This window comes from Bacteroides eggerthii (genome assembly GCF_025146565.1).
GTDB lineage: Bacteria > Bacteroidota > Bacteroidia > Bacteroidales > Bacteroidaceae > Bacteroides > Bacteroides eggerthii.
The window spans coordinates 2,327,476-2,348,813 of sequence record NZ_CP102258.1; the positions used below are offsets into that span (position 1 = coordinate 2,327,476).

The 21,338-nt window shown below is 43.6% G+C and carries 15 protein-coding genes and 2 tRNA genes; 5 read left to right on the forward strand and 12 right to left on the reverse strand.

The window, feature by feature from the left end; all coding sequences use genetic code 11:
• Position 1 precedes the first annotated feature (1 nt).
• Complete coding sequence (locus NQ546_RS09540) at positions 2-574, forward strand: flavodoxin (RefSeq protein WP_004289914.1); 573 nt, start codon at positions 2-4, stop codon at positions 572-574.
• On the opposite strand, the gene NQ546_RS09545 is transcribed toward NQ546_RS09540, so the two are convergent.
• From NQ546_RS09545 to rho, 8 genes are all read right to left on the reverse strand, one after another.
• Positions 537-2,204 carry a B12-binding domain-containing radical SAM protein gene (locus NQ546_RS09545; protein ID WP_004289915.1) on the reverse strand — a complete coding sequence of 556 codons (1,668 nt, stop codon included), beginning with the start codon at positions 2,202-2,204 and terminating at the stop codon, positions 537-539. The two genes, NQ546_RS09540 and NQ546_RS09545, sit on opposite strands and share 38 nt — an antisense overlap.
• 70 nt (positions 2,205-2,274) lie before the next feature.
• A tRNA-His gene (locus NQ546_RS09550) sits at positions 2,275-2,348 on the reverse strand.
• A gap of 90 nt (positions 2,349-2,438) precedes the next feature.
• A complete protein-coding gene (locus NQ546_RS09555; RefSeq protein ID WP_004289916.1) occupies positions 2,439-3,581 on the reverse strand; it encodes a CapA family protein in 1,143 nt (380 codons plus the stop codon).
• 9 nt (positions 3,582-3,590) lie between these two features.
• Entirely contained in the window at positions 3,591-4,472 is an 882-nt protein-coding gene (folD, locus tag NQ546_RS09560) for a bifunctional methylenetetrahydrofolate dehydrogenase/methenyltetrahydrofolate cyclohydrolase FolD (RefSeq protein ID WP_004289917.1), read from the reverse strand.
• A gap of 142 nt (positions 4,473-4,614) precedes the next feature.
• Positions 4,615-5,937: a signal recognition particle protein gene (ffh, locus tag NQ546_RS09565; RefSeq protein WP_004289918.1), complete on the reverse strand. Its 1,323-nt coding sequence runs from the start codon at positions 5,935-5,937 to the stop codon at positions 4,615-4,617.
• A gap of 98 nt (positions 5,938-6,035) precedes the next feature.
• On the reverse strand, positions 6,036-7,991 hold the full coding sequence (locus NQ546_RS09570; RefSeq protein WP_004289919.1) for an ATP-binding protein: 1,956 nt from the start codon (positions 7,989-7,991) through the stop codon (positions 6,036-6,038).
• Complete coding sequence (locus NQ546_RS09575) at positions 7,988-9,760, reverse strand: tetratricopeptide repeat-containing sensor histidine kinase (protein WP_004294683.1); 1,773 nt, start codon at positions 9,758-9,760, stop codon at positions 7,988-7,990. The genes NQ546_RS09570 and NQ546_RS09575 overlap by 4 nt, the downstream gene beginning before the upstream one ends.
• A 217-nt stretch (positions 9,761-9,977) precedes the next feature.
• Positions 9,978-11,978, reverse strand: coding sequence for a transcription termination factor Rho (gene rho, locus NQ546_RS09580; protein ID WP_004289921.1), 2,001 nt, complete (start codon positions 11,976-11,978; stop codon positions 9,978-9,980).
• A gap of 237 nt (positions 11,979-12,215) precedes the next feature.
• Between rho and NQ546_RS09585 the strand changes: the two genes are divergently transcribed.
• Positions 12,216-13,049 carry a 4Fe-4S binding protein gene (locus NQ546_RS09585; protein WP_004289922.1) on the forward strand — a complete coding sequence of 278 codons (834 nt, stop codon included), beginning with the start codon at positions 12,216-12,218 and terminating at the stop codon, positions 13,047-13,049.
• Between the two features lie 68 nt (positions 13,050-13,117).
• On the opposite strand, the gene tilS is transcribed toward NQ546_RS09585, so the two are convergent.
• Positions 13,118-14,398: a tRNA lysidine(34) synthetase TilS gene (gene tilS / locus NQ546_RS09590; protein ID WP_004289923.1), complete on the reverse strand. Its 1,281-nt coding sequence runs from the start codon at positions 14,396-14,398 to the stop codon at positions 13,118-13,120.
• A 185-nt stretch (positions 14,399-14,583) separates the two neighbouring features.
• Between tilS and feoB the strand changes: the two genes are divergently transcribed.
• From feoB to NQ546_RS09605, 3 genes are all read left to right on the forward strand, one after another.
• Complete coding sequence (feoB, locus tag NQ546_RS09595; RefSeq protein ID WP_004289924.1) at positions 14,584-17,055, forward strand: ferrous iron transport protein B; 2,472 nt, start codon at positions 14,584-14,586, stop codon at positions 17,053-17,055.
• Entirely contained in the window at positions 17,052-17,267 is a 216-nt protein-coding gene (locus NQ546_RS09600; protein ID WP_004289925.1) for a hypothetical protein, read from the forward strand. The genes feoB and NQ546_RS09600 overlap by 4 nt, the downstream gene beginning before the upstream one ends.
• Positions 17,268-17,318: 51 nt before the next feature.
• A tRNA-Cys gene (locus tag NQ546_RS09605) sits at positions 17,319-17,390 on the forward strand.
• A 101-nt stretch (positions 17,391-17,491) separates the two neighbouring features.
• On the opposite strand, the gene NQ546_RS09610 is transcribed toward NQ546_RS09605, so the two are convergent.
• The 3 genes from NQ546_RS09610 to NQ546_RS09620 are packed head-to-tail and all read right to left on the reverse strand — an operon-like array spanning position 17,492 to position 21,108.
• A complete protein-coding gene (locus NQ546_RS09610) occupies positions 17,492-18,676 on the reverse strand; it encodes a porin (RefSeq protein WP_039953222.1) in 1,185 nt (394 codons plus the stop codon).
• Positions 18,677-18,691: 15 nt separating this feature from the next.
• The gene (ansB, locus tag NQ546_RS09615; protein WP_004289927.1) at positions 18,692-19,753 is read right to left on the reverse strand and encodes an L-asparaginase 2; all 1,062 of its coding nucleotides are present in this window, start codon (positions 19,751-19,753) and stop codon (positions 18,692-18,694) included.
• A gap of 44 nt (positions 19,754-19,797) precedes the next feature.
• On the reverse strand, positions 19,798-21,108 hold the full coding sequence (locus NQ546_RS09620; RefSeq protein WP_004289928.1) for an anaerobic C4-dicarboxylate transporter family protein: 1,311 nt from the start codon (positions 21,106-21,108) through the stop codon (positions 19,798-19,800).
• Positions 21,109-21,338: the final 230 nt, after the last annotated feature.

The window sequence follows — 21,338 nt, forward strand, 5'->3', positions numbered from 1 at the left end:
TATGTATAAATTACTATTTGCACTGCTGATGACAGTCGGAATGACTACGGTAATGTGCGCACAGCAAAAACAGAAGATGAACAGTAAACATTCGAACAGCAAAATATTGGTCGCCTATTTCTCGGCAACCGGTACGACAGCCCGCGCAGCAGAAAAGTTGGGAGCAGCGGTGGGTGGAGACCTCTATCCGATAGCTCCTGCACAGCCTTATACAAGTGCAGATCTTGATTGGAACAATAAGCGGTCGCGTAGTTCGGTTGAAATGAACGATCCGAAGATGCGTCCGGCAATCAAAAGTAAAAAAGAAAATATCGGCACTTATGATGTGGTTTTTATCGGTTATCCTATCTGGTGGGACCTTGCTCCGCGAATTATCAACACATTCATAGAAGGTCATAGCCTGAAAGGCAAGACGGTAGTCCCATTTGCCACTTCGGGAGGCAGTTCGATTGGCAATAGCGCAACTGTATTGAAGAAAACCTACCCCGACTTGAACTGGAAGGAGGGACGTTTGCTCAATCGTACGGACGAGAAGGCTATTCGTGCGTGGCTCGATGTGATTGCTGTGAAATAGTTTTCGCTTTGAACACAGGAGTAGTTCTTTGAATTTCAGACTCAAATCCAAACCAATAGCCGCTTTGGCTGCTATCGTCGGTCGGGAGAAAGCAAAGTCTGAGGCTGTCTTTGTAGTGCCCGTATATGACTTCCCACTTTTCCGGTGGTACCTGATGTTTGGTTTTGGCTTTTTCTGCCGGGGCTTTTTTTAATGACATGCCGGCTTCTATCCATGCAATGCTGGCTTGCGTCTGATATTCTGGGCAGTTTTGTTTGCAGTATTCGTAAAGTATAAGTCCTCGTTTTTCCAAGCTCATAGGCTGGTCGATGAGATTTATCCGTATCAGGTATTCGAGGAACTTATGCAAGAATGTCTTGTCGTTCAATATTAGTTCCCGGGTTAGGGCTTGCCAGGCAGGTATATTATAGAAACCGTCTAAAAGGCGGGACAGTTGGCGGGCTGTTTGCAGCTCGCCAACACTGATTTCGTTTGTCTCTAAAACTTCGTAGGGCGGGAAAGGAGAGTAATGTATGCCAAGTGTTTCTGCCTGTCGGCGCATTTCCGTACCGGGAAGTAGCTTAAGCGATTCCAGCTGTATTTCTCCCGCATTATATCCGGCAAGGGTGTATACATCTTCAAAGATTTCATTGAGATGATAGAGTGGAAGTCCGGCAATGAGGTCGGCATGAGTCTCCATATTGGGGAGTGAACAGAGAAATTCCAATCCGGCCAACGCATCGGACAATTTACCCATGCGGCGGCTTTGTTTGAGAACGGGCTCACGCAAGCTCTGGATTCCTGCTTCAAGGTGAAGTAGTCCTTGAGGTAACCGCCTCAATTCTTCTTTTAATTCTTCGGAAAGAAGAGCCGGATGTATCTCTAAGTGAAAACGTATGTCGGGAAATTCTAAAAACAGTTGGAGCAGTTCTTTTGCCCGGCGTGCATTATAATTGAATGTACGGTCGAGTACGCGTACGTTTTTGATGCCATGTTCGTGGATGATTTGAAGTCGCCGGCGGATGCTGTCGATGGAGAGGGTACGTATGGGTTTCTCACCGCCGCTGACACAAAAAGCGCATGTATTGAAGCATCCGCGTGTGGTTTCAAGTTGTACGAACGGCTTGCTCCAATTGAAAAAACGGCTTTTTTCGGGTGGAATGAGTCCGGAGAAATTCAAAACCCGGGCTGTTCCGTTGTCTCTGTATTGCGCATCAGAATCCAGGAAGCACAGCCCGGAGATTGTATTCCACTGTTCCGGATGGTTCCAGCATGACAGCCACCGGGGAAAGGCTTCTTCTCCTTCTCCTCTGAATACGCAGTTCACAAAAGGATTTTTACGTAGAAAGAATTCATTGTCTCCGAGAAATTCCGGACCACCCAATATGAGGCAGGTTTCAGGGAGCAAGGCTTTTAGCCTTGATGTGATATGCAGTAATTGTTCGTGGTTGAAGAGCCAGGCCGTAGCGGCAAGAATGTCGGGCTTATGCCGGTAGGCTTCCTCTACAATAGTTCCTATGTTTTCATTGATTGTAGAGGATACGGAGGCCCACTCGATGGAAGTGTCGTCTGCTATCTGCGCGTGTAGTGCGGGGAGCGCCAGTGAGGAATGGGCATAAGAACTATTTAGGTCTATCCAGAGGATTTTCATATCTGATCAAGTTTGTCTTTGTAAAGAAAAAAATCCTTAATAATCTATTGACTATTAAGGATTTCTTTTGGGTGACTGAAGGGACTCGAACCCTCGACATTCAGAACCACAATCTGACGCTCTAACCAACTGAACTACAGTCACCATGTTGGTGCATTTCTTAAATGCGGTGCAAAGATAGGGATAAACTTTGATATTGCAAATATTTCGGTGAATATTTTCAAGAAAAAATAGCTATTTGCTATTCTCGCAAACTCCTGTATTGTGCTTGAACAGGAACTCTCGGGAGTTCTTTGTAAAGATATTCAGGCGGTTACGGGCTGCTTGTGGCAGTTGGTCAATGGGAGAGTAGGACGGATATAAAATGTAATTTTTTCCTCCGGTAAGAGTGGGACGGGCAGTCCATACTAAGGTGTATCCGCATTGTGCGACTCGGGAGAATGGAAAAGAAGGGATAAAAGAGTCGGGCAAGGGTGAATAACTTAATCTGCCTTGTAGCGGATGAATAGGAGAGGGCAGAGGGTATTTCTCCAGTTGCAGGGTGAAAATGAGTCCGCCGTCTGTATTTGCCGCGCTCATATTGGAAATGAAGTTTCCTAAGGAATAAACGACGGCGTGTTGCTGATTGCCGTCCTCGCGCAATTCCATAGGTTGGATTACGTGCGGATGTGAGCCGATGATATGGATTACGCCCTGTTCCAATAGCCAGTCGGCAAGTTCGCGTTGCTCCCGGTTGGGGAGTGATTGGTATTCTTCTCCCCAGTGCATGCAGGCTATAATGGCATCCGGACGTACGGCCTGGGCACTGTGGATATCCTTTAATATTGTTTCTTTATTGATGTAATTGACTATATTGGGCGGAGTGGCCTTTATTCCATTAGTGCCGTAGGTGTAGTTGAGTATGGCTATGCAGAAACCTTTTTTCCGGATAAAAAGAGGATAGCGCTGTGTGCGTTCGGCTACATTCCGGTAAGTGCCTGCATAAGGAATGGAAAGGGAGTCTATTTGAGCAATCGTTCGTTCCAGCCCTTTCTTGCCGCGATCCAGACAATGATTGTTCGCTGTGAGCAGAACATCAAATCCGGCATCCTTAATAGCTTGCAGATATTCGTCGGGTGCACTGAAAGTAGGGTAACCCCGATAGGGCTTTCCGCCGAGAGTCACCTCAAGGTTGCCGATTGCAATATCGGCATGGGAGATTTGTTCCTTTACGAGAGCAAAGCAAGAAGAATAATCGTATTTTCCGTCGGGGGTACGGGCAGCGTCTATTTGTGCCTGGTGTTGCATCAAATCTCCTACAAATAATAGCGTAATCCTTTTTTGTGCAGAAAGGACTACGCTATACAGTAGAAAGATAGAGGCAATGAACGCTTTCATTACCTTTGTCTATTGGTAAATAGCTTTTTTCCCGGCTAACAGGGTGTTTTTCATTAAAGAAACAATTGTCATCGGTCCCACGCCACCGGGCACAGGAGTGATGAATGAACACTTTGGAGCAACCTCGTCGAACTTAACGTCACCGGTCAGTTTGAAACCGGATTTTTTGGTTGCGTCCGGTACGCGGGTGGTACCTACGTCTATGACAACCGCACCCTCTTTTACCATTTCTGCTTTAACAAAGTTGGGCTGTCCCAAAGCTGCGATGATAATGTCCGCCTCTTGGCACTCTTTTACCAAATCCTTGCTGCGGCTGTGGCAAACGGTTACTGTGGCATCGCCCGGATAGGCTTTTTGCATCATAAGAGCAGCCATGGGCTTACCTACGATGTTACTGCGTCCTAATACTACACATTTTTTTCCGGAAGTTTCTATTTTATATCTTTTCAGTAATTCGAGAATACCGTTAGGGGTTGCGGAAACATAACAGGGCAGCCCTATGGACATGCGTCCTACATTGATAGGGTGGAAACCGTCCACGTCTTTACGGTAGTCAATGGTTTCAATCACTTTTTGTTCCGAGATATGTTTCGGCAAGGGTAATTGCACGATAAAGCCGTCTATGTCTGCATCTTCATTTAATTCGCGCACTTTCGCCAGCAGCTCTTCTTCCGTTACATCGGCTTCATAACGAATAAGCGAGGATTTGAATCCGCATATTTCGCAGGCTTTTACTTTGGCTGCAACATAGGTTTCGCTGCCACCATCATGCCCCACAAGGATAGCTGCCAGATGCGGACGCTTTCCGCCGCGCGCCACTATTTCAGCTACTTCCGCTGCAATTTCCTGCTTTACTTGTTCGGAAATTGCTTTTCCGTCAATCAGTGTCATATTCAATATTATTGTATTAGTTATTATTTATACAGCATTATCCGCAAAAGTAGAGTAAATAACCGAATAAAGCAAAAATCCCGCTAACTTCATTCAATATATGAAATTAGCGGGATTGATATGCAGCGGGGTATTTACCTTCTTATCTTTTCAGTTTCGGCATCATTTTACCCATTTTACTGCCGGTCACCATTTTCATCATCTTACGGGTTTGATCGAACTGTTTCAGCAGTCGGTTCACTTCTTGAATGTTTGTACCGCTACCTTTGGCAATACGCTGGCGGCGAGAACCGTTCAGAATAGCCGGGTTGCTGCGTTCTTCCGGAGTCATGGAGTAGATAATCGCTTCGATGCTCTTGAAGGCATTGTCGTCAATGTCAATATCTTTAATGGCTTTTCCAACACCCGGTATCATGGAAGCGAGTTCTTTCAGGTTACCCATTTTCTTGATTTGGGCAATTTGGTTCAGGAAGTCGTTGAAGTCGAACTGGTTCTTTGCAATTTTCTTTTGCAGACGTTTGGCTTCTTCTTCATCGTATTGTTCTTGTGCACGCTCTACCAGTGATACGATATCACCCATGCCGAGAATACGGTCGGCCATACGGGCAGGGTGGAATTGGTCAATAGCATCCAACTTTTCACCGGTACCGACAAATTTGATAGGCTTGTTTACTACGGAACGGATGGAAAGGGCGGCACCACCGCGGGTATCACCGTCCAGCTTAGTCAATACTACACCGTTGAAGTCCAAGCGGTCATTGAATTCTTTTGCGGTATTTACAGCATCTTGTCCGGTCATAGAGTCTACCACAAACAAGATTTCGTTGGGATTGATAGCGGCTTTTATCGCAGCAATCTCGTTCATCATTTCTTCGTCTACGGCCAGACGACCGGCTGTATCGACAATTACGAGGTCGTATCCTTTGGCTTTAGCTTCCTGTATGGCGTTCTGGGCAATGGCTACCGGATTCTTGCTGTCCGGTTCGGAGTACATAGGTACTTCAATCTGTTCGGCCAGCACGCGTAACTGCTCGATAGCAGCGGGACGGTAAACGTCACAAGCTACCAACAAAGGCTTCCGGTTCTTTTTGGTTTTCAACATTCGTGCCAATTTTCCGGAGAAAGTTGTCTTACCGGAACCTTGCAGACCGGACATCAGAATAACGGCCGGTTTGGAGTCAATGTTGATTTCCGCAGTTTCGCCCCCCATGAGCTGGGTTAACTCATCGTGTACGATTTTTACCATTAATTGGCTGGGCTTTACCGCTGTCAGCACGTTTTGTCCCAAAGCCTTTTCTTTAACGGTATCGGTGAAATTTTTAGCTACTTTATAGTTTACGTCGGCATCCAGAAGTGCTTTACGCACGTCTTTCAGCGTCTCTGCCACATTGATTTCGGTGATTTTACCTTCACCCTTCAAAATTTTAAACGACCTCTCAAGTCTCTCGCTTAAATTATCGAACATACTATCTAATTACAATTACTAAATTACAATTTACTCTTATTGAGGCGCAAAAGTACAAAAAATACCTGTAACTGCCTTCTTTTAGAGGCAGAATATTATTATGGTTTTGTGGCAGGATAGGTGAAAAGAATTGTTGGGCCTGCCGGTGCATCGGGAATAATCTGATAAGTACCATTGAAATGTTTCAGCAACAGGCGGTTGATTTCATGGTGTATAGAGGTTTCCTGATTGTTGTATTTCTTGTCTGCCAAAGGAGAGTTGGTTATTTTGAAACATAGGATTTCTCCATTTCTGTCCAGACTGAAATGGACTTCACGCTCTTCCTGAACAGTGGAAAAGCCTGTAAGTGTGCTGGTAATAATCTGCATCATCCAGTTACAGTCCGTGTGTATGATATATTCGTTTACTGATTTCTGAAAGTGGATATGCAGGTTGCTTCTTTGCATCTGTGCGGAGCAGATGGCATCGTTGCAGAGTTGGACAATATCGTAGTCCGTCAGTTGATATTTCATCATGTCGGCTTCCAGTCGGGATAAGTCCAAGACGTTGTTGACCAGCGACATGAGTTTCTCCGTATTCTGCTGTATGATTTCAGAATATTCCTTACGGCTTTTTTCGTTAATGTCAGTATCGGTGGTTATGAGCTGTGAGAACCCGACCACACTATGAAGCGGTACGCGAATGGCATGGCTCATGTTGGCAAGGAAGCGGTTTTTCTGCTCGTTGGCCTCCTCTGTTTTTCGGGTGGCTTCTTTGGTCTGCCTCTCGGAGGATTTGAGCTCTTTCCGTATCCGGTTAATGCGTATCGTATACATGATATATAACATCAGTATGACAGCCACTGCTACTAAAATGATAATCTGTATGTAGCCTTTTAATTGTCCTTGCTCCAGTATCAGTTGGCTTAAATGGTATGACTCTTTAATTTCTTCCAGTTGCTGATTGGAAATGGCGTCACTTATCGAATCTTCTATTTGGATAATCTCTTCATAGAGTGGCAACGCTTCGGTATATCTCTCCATCTCTTTTAGGATATCGGCTTTATAACCAGTTTCTTTGGCATAGTCAGATATGTCGAAATCATTTTCCTGCACAAAGCGAATCGCACTGTCGGCGATAGCAAGCGCCGTATCGTATTCTTTAAGAGTGAGATGATATTCCATTGCCATATTCCGGTAAAGAACCAGATAGGGGAGGAAACTGTTGGGGGTGATGTATGCGGAGCATTTTTTATAATGTTCTTTTGCCAGTTTTTGATTGCCGGTTTCTAAATATAGATAGGTATAATATATCTCTACGTAGAGATATTGATTGGAAATGCTTTTTAATATTGCAGGGTTATTATGTACCATTTTATCCAAAACTTCTTTACTCTTATCCAAAAATGTTTCAAGGTCGGTATAGCATTTTGTTTGTTTGCTGAAAGTAATGAGTTGGCTTAATATATTGATTTGTGTACCGGGGTGGGTGATTTGTGGAAACAGCTCATAAAGTTTCCTGAGTACTTTTTCCTCATCTTTCCGGCGGTTGGTTTCATGGTAGATATTTGCCAGGCATTGATAGGCTGAGGCCTCTCCGGTCACACTCTTTATACTTTGGGCTTTTTCCAGCATTTTGGATGCTTCGTTGAAAGCGTATTCATACTGGTTATTGTATACGTAGGTGTTGATGAGTAATTTCTGTGAGTTGAAATAGACTTTCCAATATTGTATACTTTGGGCTATGGGCTTTAACAGGTTGACCCATTTGCTGATACTGTCTTGCTCGCCGTCATTATTGTAATAATAAAGGGTCTGGAAGTATGCGCCATCGCAGATGTATAACTTGTTGTTCTGCAATTTCGCCTCTTTGTATAGCTGCTGTGCATATTTGAGTGCCAGTGGAGTGTCTTGTGAGGTTAATATTATTTGGTGTAATGTTTTCAGCCGGGTAGTGTCGTGAGGTAGTGCGGATAGTACGGTCAGTAAACTGTCGGTTATGGACGTTGCATGGCTGTTGCTCCAGCCGGGCAGCATTTGTAAGATGAAAAACAGTGTGATAAGTTGCTTTTTCATAGTTCTGCCTCCTTGTTATTTGGGGTGGTGTTGGGGATAGGATGGGTGAAAACAAACCGGGAACCGTCTTTGTATTCTGTGTCAATCCAAATTTCACCGCCGAAACGCTCGACAATCAGTTGGCAGATGGACAAGCCTAATCCGCTTCCCTGCACATTCTCGTCCAGTTTTTCAAAACGATGGAATATCTTGCCTTGCTTTTCAGGAGCAATTCCGCATCCTGTATCAGTTACAGCAAATAATGCCATGCCGTCCTGCTTTTCCAAGGTCAGGGTTATGCGGCCTTCCGTCGTGAATTTGGTTGCGTTGATAAGCAGGTTGATAAGCAGTTGTTGCAAACGGGCTTCATCGGTGTATAATTCCAGCTTTCCTAAAGAAGTTTGAAATACAATGGAAGCGGAAGTCTGCTTTATCTTATCTACGGTGTCAATAACATTTTGGCAAAGAGATACGGCATCATGGATTTCAAAACGGAATTGCATTTTTCCTCTTTCCAAACTGGATAGATCCACCACATCATCTATTAATTTTAATAGAAGGTCTGAATTTTGCTGGATAATGTCGTTACATTGTTTGCGCATCTCTGCGTCTATGTTGTTGTCGGTCAGAATAGAGGAAAAACCGGATAATGCGTTCAGGGGAGTACGAATTTCATGACTCATATTGGATAAGAGCAGGCTTTTGGCACGAATGGAATTTTCTGCGCTTTTTTGTGCCTTGTTCAGCTTTTCTCTGGATGCTGCCAAACTTTTGTTCTCCTGTTTGATGTGGAAAGCAAAGATAATGATTATGGTCAGGATGATGCTACTGCCGATAATCAGGTAAAACAACATCCGGTTTTTTTGTGTCTGGTTATCCAATTCAAGACGGTCTATCTGATATATGGTACGCAGTAAATTTATTTGAGAAGTGTAATTATGGGCATTAATAGAGTCGCGGGTTGTTTTAATGGTCTGATATGTTTCGCAGGCCTTTTTGTATTGTCCCAACTCTTTATAGATATAGGCTATCTTTTTTCGGATTTTCAGGTAATTGTTATATGTGTCTATGCTGCTGGACTTGCTGGCAAGTTCTGTGAAAAATAGAATCGCCTTTTCATAGTCCTCTGTTTCCAGTGCATATTCGGCCTGCATATATTTCAAGATATTGTCGTAAAAATGGGAGGGAGTTCTGCTGTTGATCTTTATGGCTTCATCTATATACTCCCGGGCTTTACTCAAGTCGTTATTGCGTAGGTAATAGTATGCATGGTAGGCATAGAGAAGAAAAGGGCTGAGACATTTGCTTTCGCAAATTTCGCTCATATGCTCTAAGTATGCTTTTGCCTCGTCCATCCGTTTGAGCTTGATGAGTGTGGGAACTAATTGGATGAATATTCTTTCTTGTATTTTTTCTGCATGAGGAGTTGCTTGTAAAGTTTTCATTGCCTTTTCATACTCCTCTACGGCTTCAGGTCTCATTCCGGCATTGAGGTAGATATCTCCTAAGGCTTGATAAGAGAGAGAAATACCAATGTTGTATTTCATTAACCGTGCCTCGTCCATCATGGCGTCGGCTTTTTTTAATGCTTCTGATATTTTGGCCTGAAGGGAATAAGCATATACAGCCATTTGTTTCATAAGAAACATATTTCTGTAATCTTTCTTTTGTCGGAGAGAGTCTACGATTTCCTCTTCCCATTCAATGATGTTGGTTGTTGTTGCGTCTTGGGAGTAGGCAAGATTATTGTTCATTAAGTCTTTTACCAGACGAAGATGTTTGCTACTCATTTCAGCGGAGGCTGAAAAAGCCCAAGGAGATATTCCAAGCAGTAAGAAGATTAAGATTAGGTTTGTTTTGTATGCTTTCACTTTCTTATCCTTTACATTGCACGAAAAATAGTAACATGTGGCAAATTTAAATAAAAAAGAGCAGAATAATCTAATTTATCCCGCTCTTTTTTAGATACTTGTTCTTATCTCTTATCACTATTTCTCATGCGAGAGTTTAACTGTTCATACTCATCAAGAACTCGTCATTGTCCTTGGTCTTTTCCATGCGGTCTTTTACGAAGTCCATTGCCTCTATCGGGTTCATGTCGGCAAGGTACTTACGGAGAATCCACATGCGATCCAGCGTTTGTTTGTCTTGCAGCAGGTCGTCGCGGCGGGTGCTGGAGGCAACGATGTTGACTGCCGGGAAGATGCGCTTGTTGGACAGGTTGCGGTCGAGTTGCAATTCCATGTTACCTGTACCTTTGAACTCTTCAAAGATGACTTCATCCATTTTGGAACCGGTATCAATTAGCGCTGTTGCAAGAATAGTCAGCGAACCTCCTCCTTCAATGTTGCGGGCAGCACCGAAGAAACGTTTCGGTTTGTGCAGCGCATTAGCGTCTACACCACCGGAGAGGACTTTACCGGAGGCGGGAGAAACAGTGTTGTAAGCTCGTGCCAGACGTGTAATGGAGTCTAGGAAAATAACAACGTCATGTCCACATTCTACCATTCTTTTGGCTTTTTCCAAAACGATGCCTGCTATTTTTACGTGACGTTCTGCAGGCTCGTCGAAAGTGGAAGCGATAACTTCTGCATTTACGGTACGTGCCATGTCGGTAACTTCTTCCGGACGTTCGTCAATCAGCAGCATAATCATGTAAACTTCGGGATGGTTGGCTGCAATGGCGTTGGCAATATCTTTCATTAAGATAGTCTTACCGGTTTTGGGCTGGGCTACGATTAATGCACGCTGTCCTTTACCGATAGGGGCAAAAAGGTCTACTACGCGGGCCGACATGGAATCGGAATATCCACCTTTGCAAAGTCTGAACTTTTCGTCAGGGAAAAGTGGGGTGAGATGTTCAAACGGTACGCGGTCGCGCACGAAAGCCGGATCGCGCCCGTTAATCTTGGACACTTTTACCAACGGGAAATATTTTTCACCTTCCTTTGGAGGACGGATCACACCTTCCACTACATCACCGGTCTTTAAGCCGAACAGCTTGATTTGTGATTGTGAAACATAGATGTCGTCAGGAGAAGAAAGGTAGTTATAATCGGATGAGCGCAGAAAGCCATAACCGTCCTGCATGATTTCCAATACGCCGGTTCCGGTAAGTATATCGTCGAATTCATATGCCTTTTCACGTTCTGCTACCGGCTTGCGTTCCGGAGCAGCATAATTGTTGTCATTACTGTTCTGCTGTTGTGCGGGACGTTGCTGCTGTGCAGGACGTTGGCTGTTGTTATTGTTACGATTGTTATTGTATGGAGTGTTGTTGTCGCGGAGACGAAGACGGGGGCGCTGTTGTTGCGGTTGCTCTGCTACGGGAACGGGAGTTTCTGCTTTGGTGGCCTCAAACTTGCCGATGAGTTCCGATGGTAATTCTATTTTTTCGGTAGGCAGATCCTCGATGGGGATGAAATCGTCCTCTACTTCCGGTAAAACGGGCGTTTCATCCGGTGTCGGTTGTGGAGCAGCTGGGGTTACTTTCGGTTCGGCTTTCTTTATTTCCGCTTTTTGGGGTTCTGCAACTTCTGCTTTAGTTTCCGTCTGGGCAGTCTTGGATACTTCAGTTACGGGGGCCGCTTCTTGCTTTACTTTACGAGGACGTCCCGGTTTGCGTTTGGGAGCTTCGGTCTCTGTTGCGGGAGTTGAGGAAGCAGCCGTCTCTTTAGCTGTCTCTACTGTTTGTGCAGAAGTTTGTGTGGCAGGTGTTTCTCCTGTTTTTCCTTTTGTAAGCTCGCCGTTTTTATTGGCTGTGAACACCTTGTCCGTTCCTTCTTTCTTGACTGTTACGCGAGAACGTTTTTGTTTGTCCCCCTTACGTTCTTCTTTTAATTTGTCGGCAGCTACTTTCTTGGTTGCTCCTGCAATAGCTTGCTCGTCAAGGATCTTGTAGACAAGTTCTTCTTTCTTGAGAGAATCTGTTTTTTTGATACCAAGCTCTTGGGCAATAGCTTGCAATTCCGACAAATTTTTGTCGTTTAATTGAATGATATTATACATACAGTATATGTGTGAATGGTTTTTTACTTATTTGGTAAGTCTACCTTGTAAATTATGATTTAATAGGGATATTTATTATTGAACCGGAAATCTGGTTAACAATCCTCACCTCAGTAAGGAGTTACAGAATGTTTCAACGGTGCAAAGGTAATAATAATTTTTGGTTTCATAAATAAATCGTCTTTTTTTTAATTTTAAAAGTCTATCTTTGTTCCATTATCATCAAGAAATAGATTTATGAATATATGCGGAGTTCATTTAGTTACTTTTTCGCCTACCCATACCTCTAAACAAGTGGGCGAGGCAATTGTTCGAGGTACAGGTGTTTCTGAAATAATGAAAACGGATCTGACTTTGCATCCGGCAGGAAAGCTGGAAATACCGGAAAATACTTTAGCAGTAATTACTGTTCCCGTATACGGTGGGAAAGTGGCGCCTTTGGCATTGGAACGGATGAAGGATATTCATACTTCGGGCGCACCGGCGGTGTTGGTTGTTGTTTATGGTAACCGGGCCTATGAAAAGGCGTTGGTGGAGTTGGATGCATTTGCGTCGGAAAGAGGGTTTAAAGTAATTGCAGGAGGAACGTTTGTTGGCGAACATTCATACAGTACGGAGCAGAATCCCATAGCAGTAGGACGGCCGGATGTGGATGATCTGCAATTTGCGGAGACATTTGGCGCTAAAATACGGACAAAGATTGAAACTGCAGCCGAAATGGATAAATTATATGCTGTCGATGTCAACCGTATTCAACGTCCTTATCAGGCATTTTTTCCGTTATTCCGTTTTTTGCGGAAAGTGGTGAAACTGCGTAAAGGCGGTGTGCCTATGCCTCGTATTCCGGCAGTCGATACAGAACTTTGCAATCACTGTGGATATTGTGCGGTGCATTGTCCGGCAAGTGCCATCAAGAAAGGTGATGAGTGTTACACTGATGCGGAAAAGTGTATCCGTTGCTGTGCCTGTGTAAAAGGTTGCCCGCAAAAAGCTCGTACATTTGATACGCCATTTGCCGCTCTGCTTGCCGATTGTTTCAAGAGACAGAAAGAAAACAGGATTATCTTATGAAAGTTACAAAGGAAACTTATATTTAAGGTACAAACGTCTTTTCATGTTTTGAATAAAGAGAATAGGAGTTACTGTTTTTTCTTAATAATGTGGATTATGAGCACGCGTTGTGTGGAGGAATCAATGCGGAAGCGGTTGTCTGTCCTTTCGCCTACTAACCAGATAATGTCTTTGCCGCAACACAACACCCATTGTTGTTCTTTGCGCAGGAGGGAAAACTTCCGGTCGGTCATGTAGTCACTTACTTTTTTTCTGCCTTTCATGCCGAATGGGGTAAAGACATCGCCTTGCTGCCAAAGCCGTAGGGAAAGGGGATGCAGAAGCTTGTCAGCATCAAAACAGGCGACTTCTTTATCGCGGGGAATGATGAAGTCCGGGGTGAGAGAGTATTTTTCCATTGCCAGCAAGGGTTGTTCAACCTGTTGATACGCTTCAATTAAAAGGTACTTACGATCTTTCACAACGCGCCAGTGTTCCGAAGAAAAGGTTTTTCCCGGTTGTCCTTCCAACGCCCGGTATATATCTCTGATTTGAGCAGCATTGAAACCGAGCGGATATAATATTTCAAACAATAATGTTTCGGGAGCAGTTTCTTGCATCAGAGCGTCAATGCATATTCCCTCTGTTGTTTGCACCCGCTTTGTTGCTTCTTCTATGCTTTTCTTATATATGATGGATACTTCGCTTAGATGTTCGGCTGTATTGAAAATACTTTCTTTGACGGAAGGATTGATTTCCTGCATCATGGGGAGCAGGTTAAGCCGTATTTTATTACGGGTATATTCATCTTGCAGATTGGTGCTGTCTGTTACATAGTCCTGTCCTGTGCGGTTCAGGTAATTAATAATTTCTTTGCGGTCCAGACAAAGGAGAGGGCGTACGATGTGCCCGTTCTTGGGGCGTATTCCCCTTAAGCCGTTAATTCCTGTGCCGCGGATTAAGTTTAGCAGAAGAGTTTCTACGCTGTCATCCCGGTGATGAGCTACGGCAATGACATTGGCACCGCTTTTTCGGCGTATTTCTTCAAACCATTCGTAACGTAGTTCCCGCGCTGCCATTTCAATGGAGATATGTCGTTCTTCGGCTGTACGTACAGTATTAAAATGGACGATATGTAATGGAACTTGCCGCTTTGCACATAGTTGACAGACAAATGCCTCGTCTCTGTCAGACTCTTTGCCGCGGAGGTGGAAATTGCAGTGTGCGGCTTCGCAGTTGTACCCCAACGTTTGCAACAAACATAACAGCGCAACGGAGTCGGCTCCGCCACTCAAGGCTATGATTACTTTGTCCGTTGGCATAAAAAGCCGTTTCTGATTGATGTATTGTGCTACTCTTTCCTGTTCCATGGGGGCAAATATACATGTTTCTTATTGAATTTTATTATTTCCGTATGGAAACATCGCTCGGAGTGATGTATGTACTACGCGTTTATTTCCTTAAGCCTCTTCTTATTTAAAAACATTCTAAATTATTTGCGCTGTATGAACTTATCTTTTATCTTTGCGGCAAAAATAAAGAAAGACAGAAGACTATGCGTTTGTCCGAATTGAAAACCGGTGAAAAAGGTGTAATTGTTAAAGTACTGGGACATGGTGGTTTCCGTAAGCGAATCGTAGAAATGGGATTTGTCAAGGGAAAAACGGTGGAGGTACTGCTGAATGCCCCTTTGAAGGATCCTGTTAAGTACAAGGTAATGGGATATGAAATATCATTGCGGCATCAGGAAGCTGAAATGATTGAGATTGTTGGCGAACAGGAAATGCTCCGGGATGCGGTACATCTTGATTATCACGAGGGGATGAGCGAGGATATGCGTCTGAGTGAAGAAGAACTGAAACGTATCGCTTTGGGCAAACGTCGTACTATTAATGTGGCTTTGGTGGGAAATCCCAATTGTGGCAAGACGTCTCTTTTTAATATTGCTTCGGGTTCGCACGAGCATGTAGGGAATTATAGCGGTGTAACCGTAGATGCCAAAGAAGGCTATTTCGACTTTCAGGGCTATCACTTCCGCATTGTAGACTTGCCGGGAACCTATTCTCTTTCTGCATATTCTCCTGAAGAAATTTATGTTCGTCACCACATTATCAATGAAACGCCGGATATTATAATCAACGTAGTGGATTCTTCCAATTTGGAACGTAATCTGTATCTTACTACCCAGCTGATTGACATGAATGTACGTATGGTTATTGCGCTCAATATGTACGATGAACTGGAAGCGAGTGGTAATACGTTGGATTACGTAAAGCTTGGACAATTGTTCGGCGTGCCGATGCTGCCTACTATTAGCCGAACCGGGAAGGGGATTGAACAGCTTTTTCATGTTATTATCGGTATTTACGAAGGCGGAGACTTCTTGGATAAGAAAGGGAAAGTGCGTGCTGAAATACTGAATGACCTGCGCAATTGGCACAAGGAATATGTGCCCGATCATGATTTTGGGACTCACAAGGAGGAGAAGGAACATCCGGTTGGCTTTTACCGCCATATTCATATCAATCATGGGCCTGAACTGGAACGGAGCATTGAGGAGGTGAAGCGCGTTATCAGCGTCAATGAAAACATACGGTATAAATATTCTACTCGTTTTTTGGCTATCAAGTTGCTGGAAAATGACGGTGACTTGGAGAAAATAGTACAGGAGTTTCCTAATGGAAAAGATATTATTGAAGTTCGTAATCGTGAAGAGCAACGCCTTCGCAATGCGATAAACGAGGATAGCGAGCAGGCCATTACGGATGCTAAATACGGTTTTATTTCCGGTGCACTTCGTGAAACCTATGTTGACAATCATGAAGATACGGCACGTACCACGCGTGTGATAGACTCGATTGTGACGCATCGCGTATGGGGGTACCCTATTTTTTTTCTGTTCCTGTATCTGATGTTTGAAGGAACATTTATACTGGGGGACTATCCTATGCAGGGTATTGAATGGCTGGTAGGGGTACTGGGCGATTGGGTGAGGAATAACATGTCAGAAGGTCCGCTGAAAGACTTACTGGTTGACGGTATCATTGGTGGTGTAGGCGGGGTTATCGTCTTCCTGCCGAATATTTTGATTTTGTATTTTTTCATTTCTTTAATGGAAGATTCCGGATATATGGCGCGTGCAGCTTTTATTATGGATAAGATAATGCATAAAATGGGGTTGCATGGTAAGTCTTTCATTCCTTTGATTATGGGATTTGGTTGCAATGTGCCGGCCATTATGGCTTCACGAACCATTGAGAACCGTAAAAGTCGGCTGGTAACCATGCTCATCAATCCGTTGATGTCATGTAGTGCCCGTTTGCCTATTTATTTGCTGTTGGTGGGGGCGTTCTTTCCCAATAATGCCAGTCTGGTATTATTGGTAATTTATGCTATCGGTATTTTGCTGGCGGTAGTTATGGCGCGGCTTTTCTGTCGTTTTCTGGTGAAGGGAGACGATACGCCGTTTGTTATGGAGCTTCCCCCTTACCGCATACCCACATCCAAGTCTATTTTCCGCCATACTTGGGAGAAAGGTGCGCAGTATTTACGTAAAATGGGGGGAATCATTATGATAGCTTCCATTGTTATATGGGCTTTAGGATACTATCCGAACCATGACGCATATACAGATGTGGCCGAACAACAGGAAAATTCTTATATCGGTAGGATAGGTAAGGCCATGGAGCCGGTGATAAAACCGTTGGGCTTCGATTGGAAGCTGGGCATTGGTATTCTTTCTGGTGTAGGAGCTAAGGAATTGGTGGTAAGTACACTTGGCGTACTGTATGCAGATGACGCCGAAGCTGATGCGGTGAGTTTGGGTGAACGTATCCCGATTACTCCTTTGGTGGCTTTTTGCTATATGGTGTTTGTACTGATTTATTTTCCATGTATCGCTACACTGGCTGCCATTAAAGGAGAATCAGGAAGTTGGAAGTGGGCATTGTTTACAGCAGTGTACACCACTGTGCTTGCATGGGTAGTGGTCTTTGCTATTTATCAGATAGGAGGAATGTTTGGATGAATAATTGGCAGAATTGGGCAGTAGCCCTTATTTTATTACTGTGTATTGTCCGTATAGGGCAGAGTATTTATTCTTTTTTTCGTGGAGTGAAGGAAAAACGTAATCCTTGTGCAAATTGTGCAACTGGCTGTGAATTAAAGAATTTATATGAGAAGAAACGTTCGGAGTGTAGTGAAGAAAGAAAAGAAACAAAGAAAAAATGCTGCGGATAGTTGGTAGTTCCAAAAAATGTACTACCTTTGCATCCGCAAACGAGAAAGACTGGTTCCTTGGATGAGTGGCTTAGTCAGCGGTCTGCAAAACCGTGTACGGCGGTTCGAATCCGCCAGGAACCTCAAAAACTCCGGAATATCTATTTGAATATTCCGGAGTTTTCTTTTTCATAAAATCATCATAGAAACTTGTGGGTTCGGGTAAACGTAGGTTCTATAAGACATTAAAACATCGGTAATTGGTATATGAATCCTACTGATACTCTGTTCGTAGAGTAGTTTTCTTGTCCAAGTGATTTAGCGCGGGCTGTAAAATCATAAGTACGGCCTACGTAAGTGAGGAAGAAATGCAGGTTGGTATCCATAGGGTAGAACTCTACACCGGCAAAGTAGCCCCATGCGGTACGGTATTTCCCTTTTTCTAAATTTTCCTGTTGTTTGGTGAGAGATGCTGTTTCGTACATCCCTTTTACGAAGACATTCCATTTAGGTAGAAAACGGTAATTCAATTTAGTTACCATTGAAAAGTATCCGATGTTGGAAGCATTGTGCCCTTCCATGCTGCCTGTTATTCCTGTCATGATGCCTTTGCGGTCGATACTTTCTTTGGAGTACATGAAATCGAGGAACATATTGAACTTATCTAAGTTTAGTTCATTACCGAACGCATAATAATAGAGGTACTTGTCTTTTGCTTCGTTCATGATAGAAGCAGACCAGCGCGTCTTGAAGATGTCATTGAAATTTCCGTTCCAGTTCAAAGTATACACCAGTGGAAGTTTGCCCGATTCTATTGTTGGGAGTTCATCTTCGGCGTTTTCAACACCATATGTCTTGTTGAAAGAACCGTTGCGGCTGTCCAATATTTGAAGGTTCAGCTGCTGATGGGCGTTAATATCGTAACCGATGTTCAAACCGGTCATGAAGTTGCTCATGTTCTCAATCATATCGCTATATTCGTATATTTCGATAGGATTCAGATCGAATTCAATGCCACCGTATGCAGTACATTGCTTGCCGGCAAAGATAGAGAACCCCTTTCCTAACTTTACGCCAATTCCGGCAATATCGATAGAGGTAGGAAGATTGTCTATATTTCCACTGCTGTCATTTGATCGGTTTAGCCGTTGCCGGTACCGGTATGAGAGCCAGTTGTTGAGATTTCCTTTGGCTTCAATGCGGAGTTGTCTCATTTTGAAAGCCCCTTCTTCAAAACCATTGCGGAAATTGGCATCGAAACTGCCTTGCATGTTGAGGAATAAGTTGAACTTATCCTGTTTTTTCTTTACGTTGGTGAGTTCTTCAAACAGCGTTTTATTCTCAAGGAACTTCTCGTTTTTTTCTGTATTTTGAGAATACATGCTTTGCATGCAGCTTGCTGCCAGGAGTATAAATGTCAGTTTTTTTATCATTGCCACCGTTTTTTAGTATTCATTAAAATATTCCTGAATCTGTTTCCAGTCATTGGTCTTGGTTAGCGCAAGCATTAGCAAAACACGTGACTTCTGAGGATTTAACTCCTGTGATGCGATAAACTGATATTGCGCATCGTCTACTTCTGCATCGAGAGAGGTCGGGCCTGTCGGCACTCTTGATGAACGGACCACAAGTATACCTTTCTTGCGTGCATCTATTAGTATGGGAAATATATTCTTATGAATATTTCCGTTGCCTACTCCTGCATGGATAATACCTTTATATCCGTTATCTAACATTGGGGCGACGATATCGGCTTCGATGTTTGAATAACTGTAAACGATACCTACTTTGGGGAGTGAGTTCAAGTTGGTAACATCGAATACGGATTGAGTAGTATGTTTCTTTGCGGATGACATATTATATGTGACCTTGCCATTCAAGACATAGCCAAGTGCGCCGTCATTGGGGGCTTGAAATGTTTGTACGTCAACGGTATTCATTTTCAGTACGCTTGCAGCACCGAGTACGCTTCCGTTCATTGCCACTAAAACGCCTTTTCCTTTGGACTCTTTTGCTCCGGCCACAACAACGGCATTATATAAGTTAAGAGGCCCGTCGGCACTGAGGGCGGTGGATGGGCGCATGGCTCCGACTAAAACAACCGGTTTATCGCTCTTTACTGTCAGGTTGAGGAAATAGGCTGTTTCTTCCATTGTATCGGTTCCATGGGTAATCACGATACCGTCAATGTCAGAGCGTTTCAGAAGCTGGTTAATCTTCTTTGCAAGAGTTAGCCAGACATCATCGTTCATATCTTGTGAACCGATTTTTACGATTTGCTCTCCTGTTACGTTAGCTATATTTTTCAGTTCAGGCACAGCGTCAAGCAGGGTACCGATAGCTACTTGTCCGGCAGTATAATTTGTGGCAGTAGCAGACGTTCCTGTTCCGGCAATTGTTCCACCGGTGGCAAGGATATGAATATTAGGCTTTTGTTGCGCAAAAGTCATCATTGCGGAAAACAGTAGCATAGCGGCTACCATACTGAGTCTTTCTAATTTTTTCATAACATAATTTGTTTAAATTAAAAAATAGGTTGAAGTATAATATATCAGAATATTTGTATGAATAATAACCCCAAAGCAATTGCAACCACAGTGGAAACAATACCTGGCATCATAAAAGAATGATTGAGTATGTATTTGCCGATCCGGGTTGTTCCTGTACGGTCAAAGTTGATGGCTGCCACTACGGTAGGATAGTTGGGAATGAAGAAATATCCGTTGACGGCGGGGAACATGGCTATCAGCATATAGGGCGATATTCCCAAAGCAATGCCGAGTGGCACTAAGGCGCGTACCGTAGCTGCCTGGCTATATAACAGGATGGACATGACAAACAAAGCGATGCCGAACAACCAGGGCATTTGGCGCACAACACCTTCAATGGAGGCGGTAAGTTGTGCCATATTACCGTTCAGGAATGTATCGCCCATCCAAGCAATGCCAAAAATAGCGATTACAGCCTGCATCCCGGCCGGGAAAACAGAACCTTGTGTCGCTTTGATTCCATCTGTTTTGGTCACTAATAGAATAATGGCTGCAGCCGAAAGCATAATGATTTCTATAATGGAAGACATGCCCAAGGTGACTGTCTCTCCACCGGCAAGGAAAGAAGGACGCATACCTTCAAATGAACCGAAAAGGACAATGAAGGCGGTAGCGAGGATGAAAATAATTACGGAAAGCATGGCATGGCGCTTGTTCTTTACATCATCAATCTTTATTTTTCTGCCATCAAAGTATCCCTCAGCCATACGCTTCTGATACTCAGGATCATCAACCAGCTCTTTTCCTACGCGCATGGAACACAGTGCACCTACCAGAACGCCGAGGATTGTAGCAGGAATCGTTATTTTCAATATATCGAATAAAGTAATATCGAATCCGGTCAGTAGGCCAAGCAGAGCAACTGTTGCTGCCGAAATAGGGCTTGCTGTAATGGCCTGCTGCGAAGCGATAACTGCAATGCCCAACGGGCGTTCGGGCCTGATTTTGGTTTCAATGGCAACTTCGGCTATGACAGGAAGAATGGAATAGGCAACATGTCCGGTTCCTGCTACAAAAGTAAATAAATAGGTTACGATAGGGCTGAGGATCGTTACGTGAGACGGATTTTTCCGTAATAGCTTTTCCGCTAACTTCACCATATAATCAAGTCCGCCGGCTGCTTGCATGCAGGAAGCTGCGGAAATAACGGCGGCAATCATTAACATTACATCTATTGGCGGTGCCGTAGGTTGCAAGCCAAATACAAAGGTTAGTATACCTAAACCCACACCACCCATCACTCCGAGGCCTATGCCTCCTAAACGTGCGCCTATGATAATAGCGGTCAGCACAAACAATAGTTGTAATATCATATATTTCTTGTTTAAAGATCAGATATAAAGGTTATTCCGTTTTTTATGTTGGCTAATTTCTGAAAATATCTTTTATATAACAAAAAAAGGGGGTCAATGTGTTGTGTTTGTTATTTTATATTTTCTAAATAAAATGTTTATTAACTAAATTTCCTATTCATTGTGGATTAATTCATATGTATCAATTTAATATGATAAGTTCGCTAATATGCTTAATACTTTCTTGTATT